This is a genomic window from Pseudomonas sp. A0308 (assembly GCF_044218815.1).
GTDB lineage: Bacteria > Pseudomonadota > Gammaproteobacteria > Pseudomonadales > Pseudomonadaceae > Aquipseudomonas > Aquipseudomonas iridis.
Genome location: NZ_CP162581.1, coordinates 176747 through 192892, shown reverse-complemented (window position 1 = coordinate 192892; position 16146 = coordinate 176747). Strand labels below are relative to the sequence as shown.

Genomic DNA, 16146 nt, shown 5'->3' with positions numbered 1-16146 from the left:
GCGAACAAAGCTGCAGTTCCAGCGCAGGATAGTGTGCTATGAGCTGCCGACAAGCGCGAGCGCAGGTGATCAAGGTGGTGATGGTTTTTAGCCTCGATGCCAGCTAGATTGGAACCTTCTACGATCAAGGACGGATATGAAAAAGCTCATCGCGATTCTGGGAATGTGCGTGGTACTTGGCGGTTGCGCTACGTCGCACTACACGGCAGGCCGAGACTTCCCTTCGGCCAGTGTAGCTAGCATCACCAAAGGCAAAACCACGACTTCTGAGTTGAAGTCGCTATTCGGTGAGCACTACGCCAAGAGCGCAGTCAGCGAGACTGACGAAAAGTGGATCTACACCTACACCAATGGCTCAGCCCATGCCCAAAGCTACCTGGTCACCATGAAGGTGACGACTACGGACACTCAGAAAACTCTCGACGTTTTGATCCGCAATGACGTGGTCATCAATTACACGTTCAGCGAAGGCCCCGCTCCGGGTACCACCACCGCAACCAATTGAAGAGAATGTTTTGGATTAGCCCTACGCATTCAACACTTTTATAGACGTTCGGACTGGAATATGGCGCCAGCGCATTGAAAGCCTTACACGTGGATAAGCTTCTTGCGGAAGCAGATTGAGAAACGGGAACTAATTATGTACGACATTCATGAGCACCGGCATCGTGTCGCCGTTTGGGGAGCTGGTCGTGCCTATTCTCGGCAAGGGCCTGGGCACACCATCGCAGTCGCGAGATATCTAATCGAGCGTTCTGGTTTGGGATCAACCAAAACAGCGGATCAACTGCCGCCTCCTGAACTAATGGACGATTTTATAAATGAGCGGATACAAGCTGTCATGGCAGCGTCCCAAGGCCTTACTTACACAAAGCGGCCGAAAGGCGGGCCAAACACCACAGAGCCTTTATTTTGCAGCTACGGTCGTGCTCAAAAGCTTGTAAACATGTATTTGAAACTGAAAATCGTCTGCGCTGGACATCATGATCATCCGCACACGAAAGGTGTGCACCCTCCGCTCGATGCGGTGTTATTGAAGGCCCTAGACTCAGCGGAGTCCATAGATCAGGAATGCGATCTCGAGGAGTTTCGTCGTAAGCTCAAAATTGCCAAGAAACTGGGCACAACTTGGACAACCTTTGATCGTGCGACCTACGACGCCTATATCAAAGCTATACGACTATTTCAGGGGCGTCAGCCGCTCTGGGCTGTTGAGCGGCTTTGGAATCCTGAGAGAGATGCGATACCGGTCTAAGTCCTTGCATGCTCGATCGCTTCTTCATGCACCAAAGGCGCGGCCACGCAACGAACGTAATCACCCATCGCTCACTGTCACTCCTAAAGTCAGGGCTTTTTACTTGACGTTGTCGAAGGACGCACAAGCGTCAAATCTTCGTCCGAAAGCCCCTCCTTCAGATGGAGCTCTGGAATATCGCACTGAGTGAGATCCTCCATCATCAGCGCAGATGTGGCCTGTGCAAATGCTTTCGGGATTGAGTGGCCGAAGCCAATGCTGGAGTAAAACTGGGATGAGAATACCCGAGCAGCTTCATCGCCGATTTCACGATTCATACCAATGGCAGCATCTATCTTTTCAACGCTGCTACGCGCTTGATTGAAAGAGAAACACGTATTGAAAAACACAAGTTTGACGCTGTCAGAGCCGAATGCGATTGCGCTGACGATCCCCTCCTTGGAAACATGCTTCGGCCTACCATGATCATCCTGAAGAACCAATGCATCTGCCGAGGTGCCATGACCACTAAAATGCACAATCGTCGGGTGAAGTTCGTTTATAGCCTGAAGAATATCCATCGGCCTGACCGCCCAACGCGTCTGAAAATTTACGGCATCCCGATGCTGTGACGCTCGGAGCTTTTCACCAATAGACCTAGCCTCCTCATCAAGCGCGAGCTTGTTTGTCCCGGGATCCGACGCCATGAAAAGTACGGTAATCTGTTCAGGTAATGCCTTCAGCATCTGAATCTGCAAGGCCACTTCTGCGTGCAAATCTTCATGCCTGGCCAGCCCTGCTCCCATCTCACGCATACGTCGCTCTCTGGCCTGCTCTGTGCGTTTATGATCGGCCTGTTGCTTCTTGAGATCGGCATCGCGCTTTTTCTTAGCCGCATCCTGCTTCTTCAGCTCGCGAGTCTCCTCCTGGCTAACCTTGCTTTGAGCGGCCACAAGCTTCTTATGCTCATCGGCAATCTTGCTATCGAGCTTGGCCATTTCGATCGTGGCCCTGCTGTTATCGGAGGCATAACGATCCGCCTCTCGCAACTTCATGTTGATTGTAGAAGAGCTAGTAGACCTGCCAGCGGCAGCCAAAGCGTCTTGCTTTTTCTTCAATGCCGCTGCGGCTTTAACCGAAAGCTTTCCCTTGTCAGCTTGCAGTTTTGCGATGTTTTGCTGACACGTGTTGACCTGCCTTCGATACATTTCAATGCTCATGCGCCGCTCCTTGACTGAAGCTTGATCATAGCAATCCCTGTAGAGTGGCCCACTCGATTTTCTATACAGCCTTCACGCTTTTTAAACGGATACGTACTGATATGGACGAGACAATCAGCTACCTGAAAGATCGTTTCAAAGAGGAACAGGGTCGCTTTGATCACTTCGAAAACAAATGTGCAAAATTTCTGACTGCGGTATCGATTGTGATTGCGGCCTTGAGCGCGTTGGCAGGTTTGAAAAACGGAATACTTTTCCAGGTGACATCCCCTTTCGCTGCACTGATCTTCATTTCATTTGCTGCTACCGCCATCTGCGTGGCTTGCTCTTGGGGGCATGCTTTCAGCGCATTACGCATTTGCGATTGTCCGAGCCTACCATCGAGTCGTAAGACTGCAGAGTATTTGCTTGCCGTAGACGCTGAACAGCAAAAGCTCCACATTTACAAATGCTACATTGACACCATCGGAAAACTCCAAGTTGCCATCGACGCGAAATCTAAGCCTCTTGATTTGGCTTACAGCGAACTTGTCTGGGGCGCCGGGTTTTTCATGCTACTTGCGATTCTCACAACCATCAGAGAGCTGACCTCATGACAGACAAGAACCTGCAGAACAACGAGAACAAGACTCCACCTCCTCCGCCTCCCACTACTGAATATCAGCGAAGATCTGAAGAACCGGCTATCAACCGAAAAGCACCTCCAGATAAACGCTAACAATTAGATTCCAGCCCCGTAAATGGGGCTGGCGCCCGCCTAGCTCGATAGACAGTTGAGCAATGTGAGCGACTAGGATTGGGCTACAAAGCGAGGTGATAAACTTTCCAAATACATCACCGCGACGTGAATTCGGCGTCTGGTTCAATGAGCCCCTTTGGCCCTACGTCCCAATCATCATCCGGAACGTTACCACTCACAAATGCCCCTTGAGCACGGGTGAAATTGCATTCGAAAATATTGGCATTACGAAAATCCACGCCTTCCAATTTCGCGCTACAAAAACTCGCACCTCTAAGGTAGGATCCGCGGAAATCCGCCCCAGTTAAGTCGGCGCTTTCGAAGTCTGCCATCCAACAATTGCCTCCCGGTAGAACCAATGGATCGACGCTCGTCGAATAGAATTTTGCGTCACTCAAATTTGAGTTCTTAAAACTCTTCACATCCAATACCCAGTGCCAGTGCACGAGGCTTCCTGGTGCTTGGAGATTGCTAAAGTCAGGGAGTTTTTTACGAGCGAGCACTTGACTGATCCTGCTGAAAAGCAAGCTACTGAAGTGAAAGCCACTGAAATCTACATTTCGTTTGTTGGCGGCGACGGCAAGGGGCACCTGATCTCGTAGGCACTCAATAAGCGCATCAAACTGAAGCAGGAATCGAGCGCGACGAAACTCGCCGCTGTAGGGCTGCCTCCAGTACCCCTGCGCATAGGAATGCTGCGCGTACCTAGAAATCAGCTGCTCTTCAGCTGTGATTTCCTAGTATGTGGTCTCGTATTCTCTGGCGATGGTTCGCAGGCATGTCGCGAGCTTGATTTCTGTCTTGGGACGAGGCGAATACCGAGCGAGCCTATTGGTGGCATCAGGACAACCGTCACGGAAATCGCGAAGCAGGACAGCTGCATCCGACTTGAAAGCACTGAGGGAAGGGGTAACAAAACGACTCATGGCCAAACCTCTCACGGCCAACGTTGAACCCTAGTATTCCGTTGACCATTCGAGATGGCTGGGATGAAGAAGTTGAAGCAACGGTGCAGAGGCTTTATCTAGCTAGGGCTGAACGCCACCGTCATTGGCGCAGTGGCAATACTGAAAATTTTCTCTATAAAAGTCAAGTCGCAGACACTAGCCCAGCAGATCGATCCAATACTGTGCTTAGTTCATCCATCGAGTCGCGGTTAGAGGCATCAAAAAACTGATTTTTGCAGAAAGACCGCTGCACTCCGATGCTTTTGGTTTGGTAGGCTGTGATTCGACTTGGAAGTTTTGATGAGGGGAAAAGGATGACGAGTTGGATATGGGTACTGCCATCTGAGGCAGTGGTGGGTAATATGATTGCGGGTCGAAAAATCGTCAGAATTTCCAACAACAAGAAAATGCTGTCGAAGAGCTTATGCAAGGTAACGCTTCGCTCAATGTGGCCTGGCTACTACCAAAGCGTGATGATCGAGTGAATAAATTGTTCTGCCTGATGTTCAACGCCGAAGGGCTGAAAGCATCTACTCTTCCAGGTGAAGGAAATTCTAATTCGCCTCAATTTCAAATCTAAAAATCGTTAGCACCGCGCAGCGCCCCCACGTAAGCGGAGCGCGCAGGCCTATGGCCAAAGACGTGAGGATGGAAGCCCGGCAGGGCCGAGACGCGGAGTGGCTCGGTTTACGACAGCCGTCCGCGAAAGCGGCACGCCACCCCAGTCGAATCAGTGAGATCCTAAGGCTTTATTCGGCACTGCTACCGTCGTGGGTCGAACACAGCGTGCTAACCCACTGCGCTCCGACAAGGCTGCCAGGAGCACCGCACCTCTCACAAGTTTTCAGAGAAAGCCCCGCAGCCAAATCAACAGCTCCTCGACAATACGCATCACCACCGTCATAAAAGAAATGAAGCTCGCCAAATTTCGATTTGATCTGGGCGACAGTCACCGGCATGACATCAGGATGCCGTGTTAGATGCGACTGTAAGGTGTCGCAAAGGGACAAAAGAAGATCGCGCCAACCTGGATCGCAGTAGATCTCATCCACTCTAGGATCCGAGAAAAGCTGCGGATAACGCGCTCTGAACTCTTCAATCTCGATTTCAGGAAGAGCCTGGCCGTTCGAGGGAATATCGTTCATGTTCAGCTCAGCAAGGTAGCTCTGGTTGCGGTTCAGCCGTCTTTAGATAATTCAGCAGACTCTCACTCCCACCATCTCGGCGAAATGTGACGAGCACGAACCTGCCGCCCGCCTCATCTGACAAGACCCAATAACCCCCCTCCTTCTGCGCCATTACCACGACGCCCGTTCGAATAATGCGGCCGTCTTCAAACCTTCCATGAGCGTCATCGCCTTGATGTCCGAATACCACTCCAACACATGTCCGGGACTTAATGAAGGCTTCAGTGAGGTATGCAGTAACCGGTTCAGCGAAGCCTTGGGAAACGGCTCCGGCTATGCACTGGAGCTCAAAGTCAGAATGCTGTTTGCTGTGAAAATCTACATCGATGGAACCGGGCATTAAGTGTCCTTACCAGATGGACTGACCACTGTTATACGCGATCAGAAAAAAGAGAAAATCGTTTTCAGACTCGCCGTTTGGCGTCGACCGGGGCCGACCAACACATACACGGTGTTCTTCGTCTCAGCCAGGATGCTACCGTCGAACGATGTGCACATACTCGACCGCACCCAATCACCTTGCTGAAAGCGACCACGGCTATCTTCTATTACTCGATGGGCAAAGACCACCAATGGAAGATGCCCAGCGGCGTGAATCTTTGCCAGATCATCAGCGGATACGTCTGCCTGAAAAAAAGTCCAATGCTCAACCACGCAATAAGCTTTCCTCGGAAAGCGCTCAGACACAAGCTCACGAGCCTCATCCAGGCTCAGCGATAAGCCGTCTATAGAAGTATGGTCATCATTCAACAGCTCGTTATCGTCCGCGATAGCCATTCCCCCTGCACCTCTGACGAGTCAGTGCACGCCTCGCCCAGCGTTGCGATTGTAAAGAGTGCGCACGTTGGTCAACGTCTTCACATCCAGGCTGGAGCGATACGAGTCGTGATAAATCGATCCACCCTCAACCGTCACGACACAGACGGCGTCCCCATCTGAATCGTCTCCTAGGGCCACACTCTCGACCTTCTCCATTCGCCAAGCGTCGCCACCATTCATGTTGGCCGGTGTGACAATTTGAATCTCTTTGACGAAGACCTCATCGTCTTGTGACTGGAGCACTTGCTGAAGCTTGGGCTCGTCATTGACCATCAGCTCAAACTCATGCGCCCTGCCCTTCACGATCATTTTTACGGTGAGGTGGAACCAATGCTTCCTGAGCATCCTGGAAACGGCATGCCAGTGTGCAAGGCCCTCACCGAACACTCCTGGGACACCTGCCAAATCATTATCGTCTGTTCTAAACATCGGTTTCTCGTTGCATCCATCGCGAAGGCGATGCACTGGGTTTGTAGTGAATGGTCTGCAGCTTCAGGCGGTAAGCATTACAGCCGCCTCATCCAACGAGAGGCTGCTGCTAGGGACAACGGCCGGAAAACGGACAATCAAAATTCAAGCCGTTGTGACTGCCCGCACGGTAAGGGCCGCCTACCCCACCCTAAACATTTTTGAGAAATTGGCAGAGCGACCTTTCGGTGCGCAGTGCAGGCATGGCATGAAGGTCAAATGCTCGAATTGCATTTGCAGGGAATATATTCCATGGATTGAAATTAATCAATGTGGCTCTATCCTCAGCTTTGAGGAATCGACATGCCACTGAGAGAGTCATTAGCCGCGGTCATTCGGCTCCTGAGGATTTCGCGCGGGCTCAGTAAGGATGACTTTCAGGGAGTGGTCGACCCCAAGCACGTATTCAACCTCGAGAATGCAAGAAGCGGCGTCACGCTCGATACGCTCGAGCTGCTGGCGTCGGTGTTGAAAATTGATCCGCTGACCCTTCTTACGGTCGCCGCGAGCCTTAACCGTGGTATCTCTCATGAGGATCTTCTTCATCAGCTTCGCGAACAAGGCGAACAACTGACGAGACTTGGTGTTAGCGAAAAATGGTCTGGAGAATTTCGAGATGGCGCCCTGCGCCCCGTGGAAGCAGGTAGAAGAACACCTCCAAAAAAAGTTGAGGCCATTCTTGCTTGTCGTGCTCGAGGTATGACTCAGAAGGCAACCGCAGAGGAGCAAGGTATATCAAGAGCGACGGTTAGCCGAATCTGGCAGCGGCAATCCGAATAGTGTAGTAAATTTCAAAATTAGTTGCTCCTATACCTACAAAAACTTCAACTAAATTGAATCCAGCGCCAAAAACTTAGATTCACCACCTAGAGCCAAACTCGCTAATTAAAGACGGGCTATGTATCACGCACTGAACATTTTCATTGTTGAGGAAATTATCAATAAAAGACTCATCTAGCGCTAGGCACAACGATTGAGTTCGCCGAGCAGCACAGTAAGGATGACTTGCTTCCAAACTAACCTCAGGATTTTCAAAGAAGCAATAGCAGTCCCAATAAGCGCCACGCCCACACAGAAGACTACTATCAAAATACCCAGGGAATTTTATGGGAAACAACGACGCCTCATATCTGTTACTGAAAGCTAAAAACTTATAAGCCACCTTGTGAGTATTTCTAAGCGCATTCCAAATCATAAAGTATTTCTGCAAATAGTGAAATGCCAAGAGTTCTGTTTCGCACTTTAAAACGGCACCCCAGCATGGACGTTTGATGAAGGAAAATGTTCTGCGCGAGTGTAATAATTCGTATGGCGACGTGAAGCTGAGGTTTGAAAATAGGATCAGATAAGCCATAACACAAGGGCAAATTGTTTCTGCATTGAGCCGGCACCAATCGTCTTTACTCAAAGATTTCAGGCCTGCCAAGCACCTCCGGTGGGAGCGAAGATAGGTGTGAAAAATGTATCGACGAATAGATTTGAGTATCGATATTTCCGACTTCTCGTCAATTTGCGGTTGCTGCCGTCTTATTGTCCTCATTCTCGGGCTCTGCAATATATTATGATATGGAATCTCCCAAGCAAGTTTGGATCGCGGCAGCTTCATGATTGTCATCCGTTTTGACAGCCGACAATTAACTCCCGGGAAGCCAAACCGCTCGACCAAAAAATCGATTGCCGCTTGTTTATCCTGAAATCTAGCAGAGGATTTCGAAGCTATTATTTCATACGCAGTGTTCCCGATTAGCTTTGAGCTACAATGAACCCAATCCATAAATGTAGAACACCAAGCTTCAACCTCGTCGATGTGCTCGGTCGAAGGCATATTTGGCGCCGAAACATCCAGAATAAAGTCCAGATGCGCACAACGACCAGCAGAGCCGTAAATCCCCTTTTTTATTGGCCAATTATTACCTAGAACAGTTGTACACTCATGGCAAAATTCAAGCTCTTCATTGTGCCAAGGGCAATGGCTGATGTGCTCAAAATAAAATATTACAGAATGATAGCCGAATTTTATACATTCGGAACAATGGCGTATTAATACTTGAGGCCTGGAATAACTTCCAGAGCACTCCGCTTTATTTGGAAATGGAAACCACGCATTAAAAAAAGACGACTTCAATTTATTCTGTTGAAGCCCTAAACTGGCTTCCAATTTCCATTGAAACGACTGATCACTAGAACACCAATTATTAGAGATGTCCATAGTTTCAGATTCACTATGGATCTCAAAAATCTCGCGAAGCTCTCGAAAATTCCGTATCGAATTCCATTTCAAAATCGTCATGCATACGAGCCAGGACGAGGAGTATGGAATCGCCAGCCCGGGATAAATTAAATTTTTTTTATCACACATTGACATCTTATTCCCCGGATTTCAGATAGGTTGAATAAGTATGAAGTTGAGACTCTTTGACTGCATCCCAGATTGCGTCATCCTTCAACTCGAACCTAGAGGAGTCTTTCGTCCTTAGCCGAATTAAAATAAGTCTGAAAACCTCAAGAACATATACTGTTGGTAAAACCGCCAACGTCGCTTTTTTCGCAGCTTCTTTCATTATTTGGTGAATTTCATTGGCAGATCCTGTCAGTCTGAATCCCGACTCATATGCCTGTGGCAAAAAAAAGCGAGTGAATGTGCAGTCGCTCCCAACTGGGTAAGTCAAATGCTCATCAAACATTGATAATGCCCCAGCCATCCAATAATGATCCATACACCTAGGGAGATCACATTCTTCGTTCAGGAATCGGGCAATTAATTCAGGGCGCCCCTGTTGTCGAAGCAATGAAATGGTGGCTTCAATCTGCGTTTGTCCAAAACCTATCGTTGTGACTCCGATATTCCGCAAGCCCAATTCATTCTGCAAAAATTGCAAATTTTCGAAGTCAGCGAGAGTCAACGCTTGCATTTCATCAATAAAAAGAACGATGTGCCGACCGTTTAGGGATCTAAGACGACTTTCAATGTAAGCCAACACTGAGCTCCGTACGCAGCTTAAGTTTGGCCTACTGGGTAATTTTAACATACTGGAACGAGCAATATTCTTTAGAATGCTTTCTTCCCCCCGAGGGTCAGCTGTCACTACGATTACGAGCCGATCTTGGAAATCATGAAACTCTTCTATCGCCTTTGCGGCGAAAAGGCAGGTCTGAGTTTTGCCCATTTGAGGCATCGCCTTGAAAAATAGGCTTCGTTTATGCAACATTACTGCGTCCATGATTGCCTCCAGCACTATTGGCATACTGGGGGTCAGCACCTTATAGTCATTGGTTACCAATGGATGCTTCGGCAAAAGTGCAAGTTGCTGAGTGATATTCATCGGATCAAATTTGTCCATTACCCACCGCCTTCTTCACAACTTCTTAATTAATTCAAGTAGATTAAGATCAGCGGCTGACACCATCCAGGCTCTTTGGGGAAGAGGGGTGTCGTCATGGGGAGGTATAAGTGTGGATGTCGCTTCATCACGGCTTGGTAGCTCTGAAGGTGACTGCGAAATCTCGTGCTGTAGGCGATCTAGCTTGGATGCAGTGCCTCGATTTTGCTTTCCAGCTTGTTTCGCTCCACGTAGTTTTAGCAGCAGGTATTTGTGATAAGTGTCTACAATGCACTCACCTTCAACATATGAAATGACTTTTTTATGCTTCAGGGAATTTATTGTTTTCCGTGTCTTCCTGGTATGAGGCTGCTTGCTCCATGCACCCTGAACTGTCAGTTGCCCTATGGGTTCCCCGGTCTCGATGTAGCCATGGACGACCCGCATATCTGATTCATTTATCTCGACAATGATCGTTTTGCCAACAAGAGCGGTCATTTGCTTAAGACGTTCTGAACTATATCTTGCGCCATCTAAGTTTATATGTGGCCTCAACCCTTTTTTTAGGTCTGCCGATACCCTTCTGGTTTCCCTAATGGAGGCTGTTCCGATTGACTGCTGCATATTTAAAGGAGGATACCTTGGAATAAAATGCTCATTCCGTGCAGCGATCATTTGCTCTAACGCCTGCAAAGGTGATAAAAAACCTAACCCTTCTGATGGTTCAGCATTATGATTGGCAAAATAAGAATAAGTCAGTTGCTCAAGCGCGGAGCTTTCCATCATATGTTTCCTTGCTTCCTCACCAGGATTCTTGGCTCTGCCGTCATCTGGGCCAGCTCCAGTAGTACTAGGAAATCTTTTACACAAGTCCTCCGTAAAACGGCCGAATGTATTCTCAACAGTGGGACGTCTTTCAAAGTGACCTGGGAGACCATAGTCCAGCGCGCAACCTAATTGCTTTCTCAGCGTGCTACTAACCTTACTTGATAAATTAATAAGGGCGTTATCGAACCGAATAACCGATGGCAATGCTTGTTTCAGACATGGAAATAAATCTGCTGGGAATCCCGCGCCGTTTTTAAGCTTGATATCCGGAATCACTTGCAACGGTAGAGGGCGTTCCGAACCTAACATCTCACGAATCAAAGCCAAAAGATCCTCAGCGGTAGCGTCATCGCCATAAACAACGTGATACCAAAGGACTGCAGTTGAAGATATTTCCACTGCTAGGAGTACGTGTAGCCGCTTCATTTCAAAAAAACTGTTCAGTCCCGCCGAGTTTGGAACTGAAAGCACGAAATCTGCATCATAGGTATGGCTATCAATTTCAATACCATCCATTAGACCCAATAAACGGATAAGTGACTGGCCGTTACCAATAGGTATGTGTGCAATAGCGGCGCTGTTACCAATAATTTGTACTGCTCTGTTGAAATTCTGCAGGCGCGTTTCTTTGACAAAATCAGAAATAGTTCGTAGCCCACGATACTTCACATTGAAAGGCCACTCGCTGGGCGGATGATTATGCCGCTCAAGAAATTTGATAAACTCATAATGAACATCCTTCGTCCTAATAGAGAATTCGTTGATAGACTCAGGCTCGGTTTTAGCGGACTTTCTCTTGAGAATTTTAGAGTACAAAAAATCCTTCAGATCTTTATACATTTCAAACAAAGTGCCAAGTGCTCCAGCGAGCCCGGCCCCCCTAGCCCGTGTATTTAATGATTTAGTTCGTGAGTATGCCTTGATTGGAAAGTTTGGCAGCAACGCGCGGTATCCAAACGGCTGTCCATCCGGCGCCACCATAAGACACCGCTCAATTATTCTTCTGAGATAGTTACCACCAATTTTGGTGATCCGCTTTATCTCAGGTATTGATCTTCCATTCATATAGAGATCAAGCGCCTCATTCCTGCGCCGGAATGTTTCTACTGCATCTGGTGGCAACATTTCTACAGAAACATGCTCCCACGGCATTGTGGTTTTTATAAGCGCGATGATCTCGCCCCTGGAACGTCGCGATTTCATGATGACCTCCATGAGGTATTGTGGCCGAAGCTATTCCCTCCTGCCTCAACCAGAATCCCTCCAGACAAAATCAACCTACATATAGCGCCTACCGCAAGAGCTGGATCTTGAATCTGAATCGTCGACAGGAGCGTACTAATCGTGCCCTCACCATCCGTAGATACTGCCAAATTTACCAAGTCTGCTTCGACATCAAGCTTGTATTCCCTCACCTGTGAAGCGAAAGCGAGAATACGGAGCCAAAAACCCAGCTGCGGCGAAAACAGTTTCAAGCGTGCAAGTGGAACTCTTACGATCTTAGCTTTATGTGTAACGTGATTTTCACTTCGGAATCGAACCGATAGGCTTTTGAGATCCGTATCAAGATTTTCGCGTGCGTCAATCACATGCAATTCAGTCGTACCATCTACGCACTCTACAAGTGTGAAACTGACTGATTCAAACTTATCAGGGTCGCTCTCGTCCAGACAGACTTCGACTTCAGCGTCAAACTTGAACCGACGAACATTATGATTAATCTCGAGTTCGGAAATCCAATACAGCAGTTCTCTATCACTGGTGATGGTGAGGTCTTCGTTCGATTTCGGGCTATAAACCAGCCACAGACTGCCATGTCTGTTCCCCTTCCTTGAAGACATAATTTGCTTACGACGATGGCTCTTCAAGGACGGCATAGCACTTTCTCCGCACTGATACCAAGGAACAAAATTGCTTCCGATATTTTAGCGCGGTCAACGGGTGTTTTTTGGAACGATTCGAAGCTATGTAGAAATTTGAAATACCTTTACAATATCAAAAAGACCATTTTGCATGCATTTGACCAGTTTTTCATCTGTCGACACATTACTTTATTATCGACGCATAGCGCCTGTCACGTTAGGTTCAAACTTAGTTCTTTATGACCTGGATAGCTAAAGTTTTACTTCCAAATTTTGGAAGTAAAACTGGATAATTCAACCATGATCACTCCTGCCATTACGAGCAATCGATTGATTATTATAGAATTCTAAATCACGGAGATAGGGTCGCGGTTACTTCGACGTGCTGTAACCTCCTTAAATGCCGCATGCTCAATCTTCCTCCCGCGTCATCTTTTCTATCAGTGTTCGATGCTGAGGAAACTGCGTCGTGAGTTTCTCGCGATTACCCATCTCCATATCGCCGAAATCAAATCCTGGTGAGACGGCTTCGCTGATCAAACCAAATCCGTGTAAACCTTCAAGCAAGCGTGAAGCTTTCCAAATGCCACCCGGTACGTGCAATTGCAGATGTTGTCCTGCCAGAATATCGCTGCCCATAACCAGCGTCTGCAGTGAACCGTCAGCCAGGATAAGGCTGTACTCGATGGCGTCGCCCAGATGAAAGTAATGCAGGATGTCGGATTGGTTGAAATGAAACTGGCCCACGGGTGATTGTTCGGTCAGCAAATAGTAGATCGACGTCATCAGATATCGTGGGCCGCCAGCGGTATCGAGCATTTTGCGATGGTCGGCTTGATAGGTTCTGCGAAAATAGCCGCCTTCAACGTGGGGCTCTAAATCCAGCGCGGTAATTAGCTCATCAACTTTTATATCGCGCTGAATCATGGCCTTCCCTCTTGATTGATGGCTTATTACTGTTAGCTCTACTAAACGACCATTTAGTATAGTTAACGGCATATCGACGACATTAAAAGACATTTACCGACGTTGCCCACAAGATGATACCGCCGCCCTTCCCACCTCACCGTCAAAAATCGACTGTCGCTGACAACAGATAAGTCCGCGGCGTCGACAGCGTCAAACCCGGCTCGCTGTCATCCGAAGCGCCCGCCGAACTCCAATAGCGTTTATCCATCACGTTCTCGATGTTGGCACGCAGGGTAATGTTTTTGTCATCGACTTTGAACGCGTAACGCGTGCCTACGTCGAAGCGCTCCCAGGAGTCGATTTCCTTCTCGTTGGACTGATCCAGATACTGCGAGCTGGAATAGATTCCGCGCCCGGTCAGCGTCAACCCCTGCACAGTCGGCACGTCCCATTCGGCACCCAGGTTGACGTTGTATTTCGGCGTTGCCGGCGCGCGGTTGCCATCGAAAGTGCCGTTGGTGGTGTGGGTCAATTCGCTGTCGATATACATCACACCGCCGAGCAGTCGGAAACCTTTCAGCGGCTCACCGAACATACTCAGCTCCACCCCACTGTTCTGCCGTTTGCCGTTCGGGCCGAATACCCGCGTCGTGGCGTTGGTTTCGTAGGCGGGCTGTTTGATCCGGAACACCGCAGCGGTCAAGGCGTAAGCGCCGGCGTCGTATTTGGCGCCGACCTCGACCTGGCGGCTGATGAACGGCGGGAAGATTTCATCCTCGTTCACCGAGGTCGAAGGCGCGATCTTGCCCTGACTCAAGCCTTCCATGTAATTAGCGTACAGCGACAACTTGTCGGTCGCCTTGAACAGAATGCCCCCCGAAGGCGAAATCTTTTCCTCGTCGTAAGCGGTGTCGCCCTTCACATCGTCGCTCCAGTCGTCGACCTTGACCCGCTGCCAGCGCGCGCCGAAGGTCAGCAACAGGCGATCATCAAAGAAACCCAGCGTGTCGGACAACGCCACGCCGCTGAAGCGGTTTTCGGTATAGACCTTGGCATCTTGACGCGTCGGTGTGCCGGGCTTGGCAGTTGTCACCGGGTCGTAAAGGTTGCTGCGTCCTGCCGCATAGCGGGCGCCGCCGTTTTCGAAGTCCATGTAGAAATAGCTGGCGGCCAGGTTGACCTCATGGCTGACCGGGCCGGTATGGAACCAGTTACGCACGCCAGCCGTGGCTGTACGGACGTTCTCGTCGCGGGTGAAATCCCGTGGCAGCACGCTGAAATCGCCAGCATCATTGGTGACGGAAACGGCATGGCGCAGGAAGTCATGGTTGCTTTTGCGTGCACCGACACCGCCGTACACCATCACCGAATCGCTGACATCGAACTCACCGTTGACCGTGCCAAAGGTGTCCTTGGTTCGCGCCTGGCTCCAGGGCTGCGCGTAGTTGTTTCGCACGTCGTTGGCGTTTGGAACCTTCGCGTTGGCCGCCACCTGAACACGTTCTTGCGGGGCGTCAGTATCGCGCTCGGTATGACCGATGTCGGTCGACAGGCGCAGACGATCGCCACGAAAGTCCAGGCCAAGTACCGCCATATCGCGATCGATACGCTGGTGATCCCATTCAGTGTCGCCAGACTGTTTGACGCCGTTGAAACGCAGGCCGAATTGGTTGTCCTCGCCGAAACGTCGACCGACGTCCACTGCCCCCCCAAGCTGATTGTTGGAGGCGTAACTGGTCGTCAACGAAGTAATTGGCTTGTCGGTAGCATGCTTGGGCACCACGTTGATCCCGCCGCCAACACTGCCCCGAGGCGAAATGCCGTTAATCAGTTGGCTCGGGCCTTTGATGATGTCGACGCGGTCGGCCATTTCCATGTCGATCGTGTACGTTGGCAATACGCCGTAGAGCCCGTTATAGGCAACGTCACTGTTGAACAGACTGAAGCCGCGGATGGTGAATTGCTCGTAACGCCCCCCTGCCGGGTTGGTCGCGCGCACCGAAGGATCACTGGCGATCAGATCTCCCAGGGTCCGGGCCTGCTGGTTCTTGACCGCTTCGCTGGTGTAAGTGGTCATGCTGAACGGAGTTTCCATGAAGTCCTTGGACCCCAACAGCCCTTGCGAACCACGCCGTGCGACCTGGCCGCCGGCAAACACGTCGGCATCCGACGAGCCGGTGGCGCCAAGAATCGAGGTCGGCGCCAGTTCCAGACTGCTGCCGTCCGCCGCCGGAACCAGGATGTAGGCATTGCCGCCCACTGGCTGCAACTGCAAACCACTGCCCAGCAACAAGCGCGTGAAGCCCTCCTCCACCCCGTATTCGCCGGACAGCCCTGCGCTGTTACGCCCGCTGACCAGTGCCGGGTCTACCGACAGATTGACCCCGGCCAAACCGGCAAAGCGCGTCAACGCCGTGCTCAGATTACCGGCCGGTACCTGATAGCTGCGGCGCTCTGCGCCATCGGCCCAACTGGTCGACATCAACAAGGGGCTGGCACTCAGGCTCAGCAGCAGACTCAATTGCAACAACGGACGCAAACGACTTGGGAATACTGCGGGCATTGGAAAAAGCTCTCGATTTTGTTCACTTGCCTGAAATGACCAGCGAGGCG

The 16146-nt window shown here is 49.9% G+C and carries 15 protein-coding genes; 5 read left to right on the top strand and 10 right to left on the bottom strand.

From position 1 onward, the window contains the following. Window positions 1-136 precede the first annotated feature (136 nt). Both AB4P92_RS00840 and AB4P92_RS00835 read left to right on the top strand, forming a co-directional pair. Complete coding sequence (locus AB4P92_RS00840; RefSeq protein WP_200646070.1) at window positions 137-505, top strand: hypothetical protein; 369 nt, start codon at window positions 137-139, stop codon at window positions 503-505. Window positions 506-640: 135 nt separating this feature from the next. Continuing rightward, complete coding sequence (locus AB4P92_RS00835) at window positions 641-1255, top strand: hypothetical protein (protein ID WP_301483956.1); 615 nt, start codon at window positions 641-643, stop codon at window positions 1253-1255. Window positions 1256-1344: 89 nt separating this feature from the next. On the opposite strand, the gene AB4P92_RS00830 is transcribed toward AB4P92_RS00835, so the two are convergent. Then, window positions 1345-2454, bottom strand: coding sequence for a hypothetical protein (locus AB4P92_RS00830; RefSeq protein ID WP_200646077.1), 1110 nt, complete (start codon window positions 2452-2454; stop codon window positions 1345-1347). Window positions 2455-2555: 101 nt separating this feature from the next. Here AB4P92_RS00830 and AB4P92_RS00825 point away from each other — a divergent pair, with 101 nt between their 5' ends. Next, window positions 2556-3050, top strand: a complete 495-nt coding sequence (locus tag AB4P92_RS00825; protein WP_200646076.1) for a hypothetical protein — start codon at window positions 2556-2558, stop codon at window positions 3048-3050. A gap of 238 nt (window positions 3051-3288) precedes the next feature. Here AB4P92_RS00825 and AB4P92_RS00820 read toward each other — a convergent pair whose 3' ends face one another. After that, window positions 3289-3783 carry a pentapeptide repeat-containing protein gene (locus AB4P92_RS00820; RefSeq protein WP_395598692.1) on the bottom strand — a complete coding sequence of 165 codons (495 nt, stop codon included), beginning with the start codon at window positions 3781-3783 and terminating at the stop codon, window positions 3289-3291. A 1106-nt stretch (window positions 3784-4889) separates the two neighbouring features. After that, a complete protein-coding gene (locus tag AB4P92_RS00815; RefSeq protein ID WP_200645917.1) occupies window positions 4890-5285 on the bottom strand; it encodes a hypothetical protein in 396 nt (131 codons plus the stop codon). A gap of 199 nt (window positions 5286-5484) precedes the next feature. Between AB4P92_RS00815 and AB4P92_RS00810 the strand changes: the two genes are divergently transcribed. Continuing rightward, window positions 5485-5670, top strand: a complete 186-nt coding sequence (locus AB4P92_RS00810; RefSeq protein WP_200645918.1) for a hypothetical protein — start codon at window positions 5485-5487, stop codon at window positions 5668-5670. A gap of 38 nt (window positions 5671-5708) precedes the next feature. Here the strand turns inward: AB4P92_RS00810 and AB4P92_RS00805 are convergent, their stop codons facing one another. Together AB4P92_RS00805 and AB4P92_RS00800 are read right to left on the bottom strand one after the other, a co-directional pair. Next, on the bottom strand, window positions 5709-6104 hold the full coding sequence (locus AB4P92_RS00805) for a DUF6957 family protein (RefSeq protein ID WP_200645919.1): 396 nt from the start codon (window positions 6102-6104) through the stop codon (window positions 5709-5711). A 21-nt stretch (window positions 6105-6125) separates the two neighbouring features. Then, entirely contained in the window at window positions 6126-6575 is a 450-nt protein-coding gene (locus tag AB4P92_RS00800; protein WP_200645920.1) for a hypothetical protein, read from the bottom strand. A gap of 342 nt (window positions 6576-6917) precedes the next feature. Between AB4P92_RS00800 and AB4P92_RS00795 the strand changes: the two genes are divergently transcribed. Beyond that, the gene (locus tag AB4P92_RS00795) at window positions 6918-7394 is read left to right on the top strand and encodes a helix-turn-helix domain-containing protein (protein ID WP_200645921.1); all 477 of its coding nucleotides are present in this window, start codon (window positions 6918-6920) and stop codon (window positions 7392-7394) included. Window positions 7395-8980: 1586 nt separating this feature from the next. On the opposite strand, the gene AB4P92_RS00790 is transcribed toward AB4P92_RS00795, so the two are convergent. The 5 genes from AB4P92_RS00790 to AB4P92_RS00770 all read right to left on the bottom strand — a co-directional run bounded on the left by AB4P92_RS00790 (window position 8981) and on the right by AB4P92_RS00770 (window position 16096). Then, window positions 8981-9955 carry an ATP-binding protein gene (locus AB4P92_RS00790; protein ID WP_200645922.1) on the bottom strand — a complete coding sequence of 325 codons (975 nt, stop codon included), beginning with the start codon at window positions 9953-9955 and terminating at the stop codon, window positions 8981-8983. Between the two features lie 15 nt (window positions 9956-9970). Further along, window positions 9971-11965 carry a hypothetical protein gene (locus AB4P92_RS00785; RefSeq protein WP_301483945.1) on the bottom strand — a complete coding sequence of 665 codons (1995 nt, stop codon included), beginning with the start codon at window positions 11963-11965 and terminating at the stop codon, window positions 9971-9973. After that, window positions 11962-12639, bottom strand: coding sequence for a hypothetical protein (locus tag AB4P92_RS00780; protein WP_200645924.1), 678 nt, complete (start codon window positions 12637-12639; stop codon window positions 11962-11964). The genes AB4P92_RS00785 and AB4P92_RS00780 overlap by 4 nt, the downstream gene beginning before the upstream one ends. Before the next feature lie 396 nt (window positions 12640-13035). Next, complete coding sequence (locus AB4P92_RS00775; protein ID WP_261735859.1) at window positions 13036-13551, bottom strand: cupin domain-containing protein; 516 nt, start codon at window positions 13549-13551, stop codon at window positions 13036-13038. A 142-nt stretch (window positions 13552-13693) separates the two neighbouring features. Beyond that, window positions 13694-16096: a TonB-dependent siderophore receptor gene (locus AB4P92_RS00770; protein WP_395598691.1), complete on the bottom strand. Its 2403-nt coding sequence runs from the start codon at window positions 16094-16096 to the stop codon at window positions 13694-13696. Between the last annotated feature and the right edge of the window lie 50 nt (window positions 16097-16146).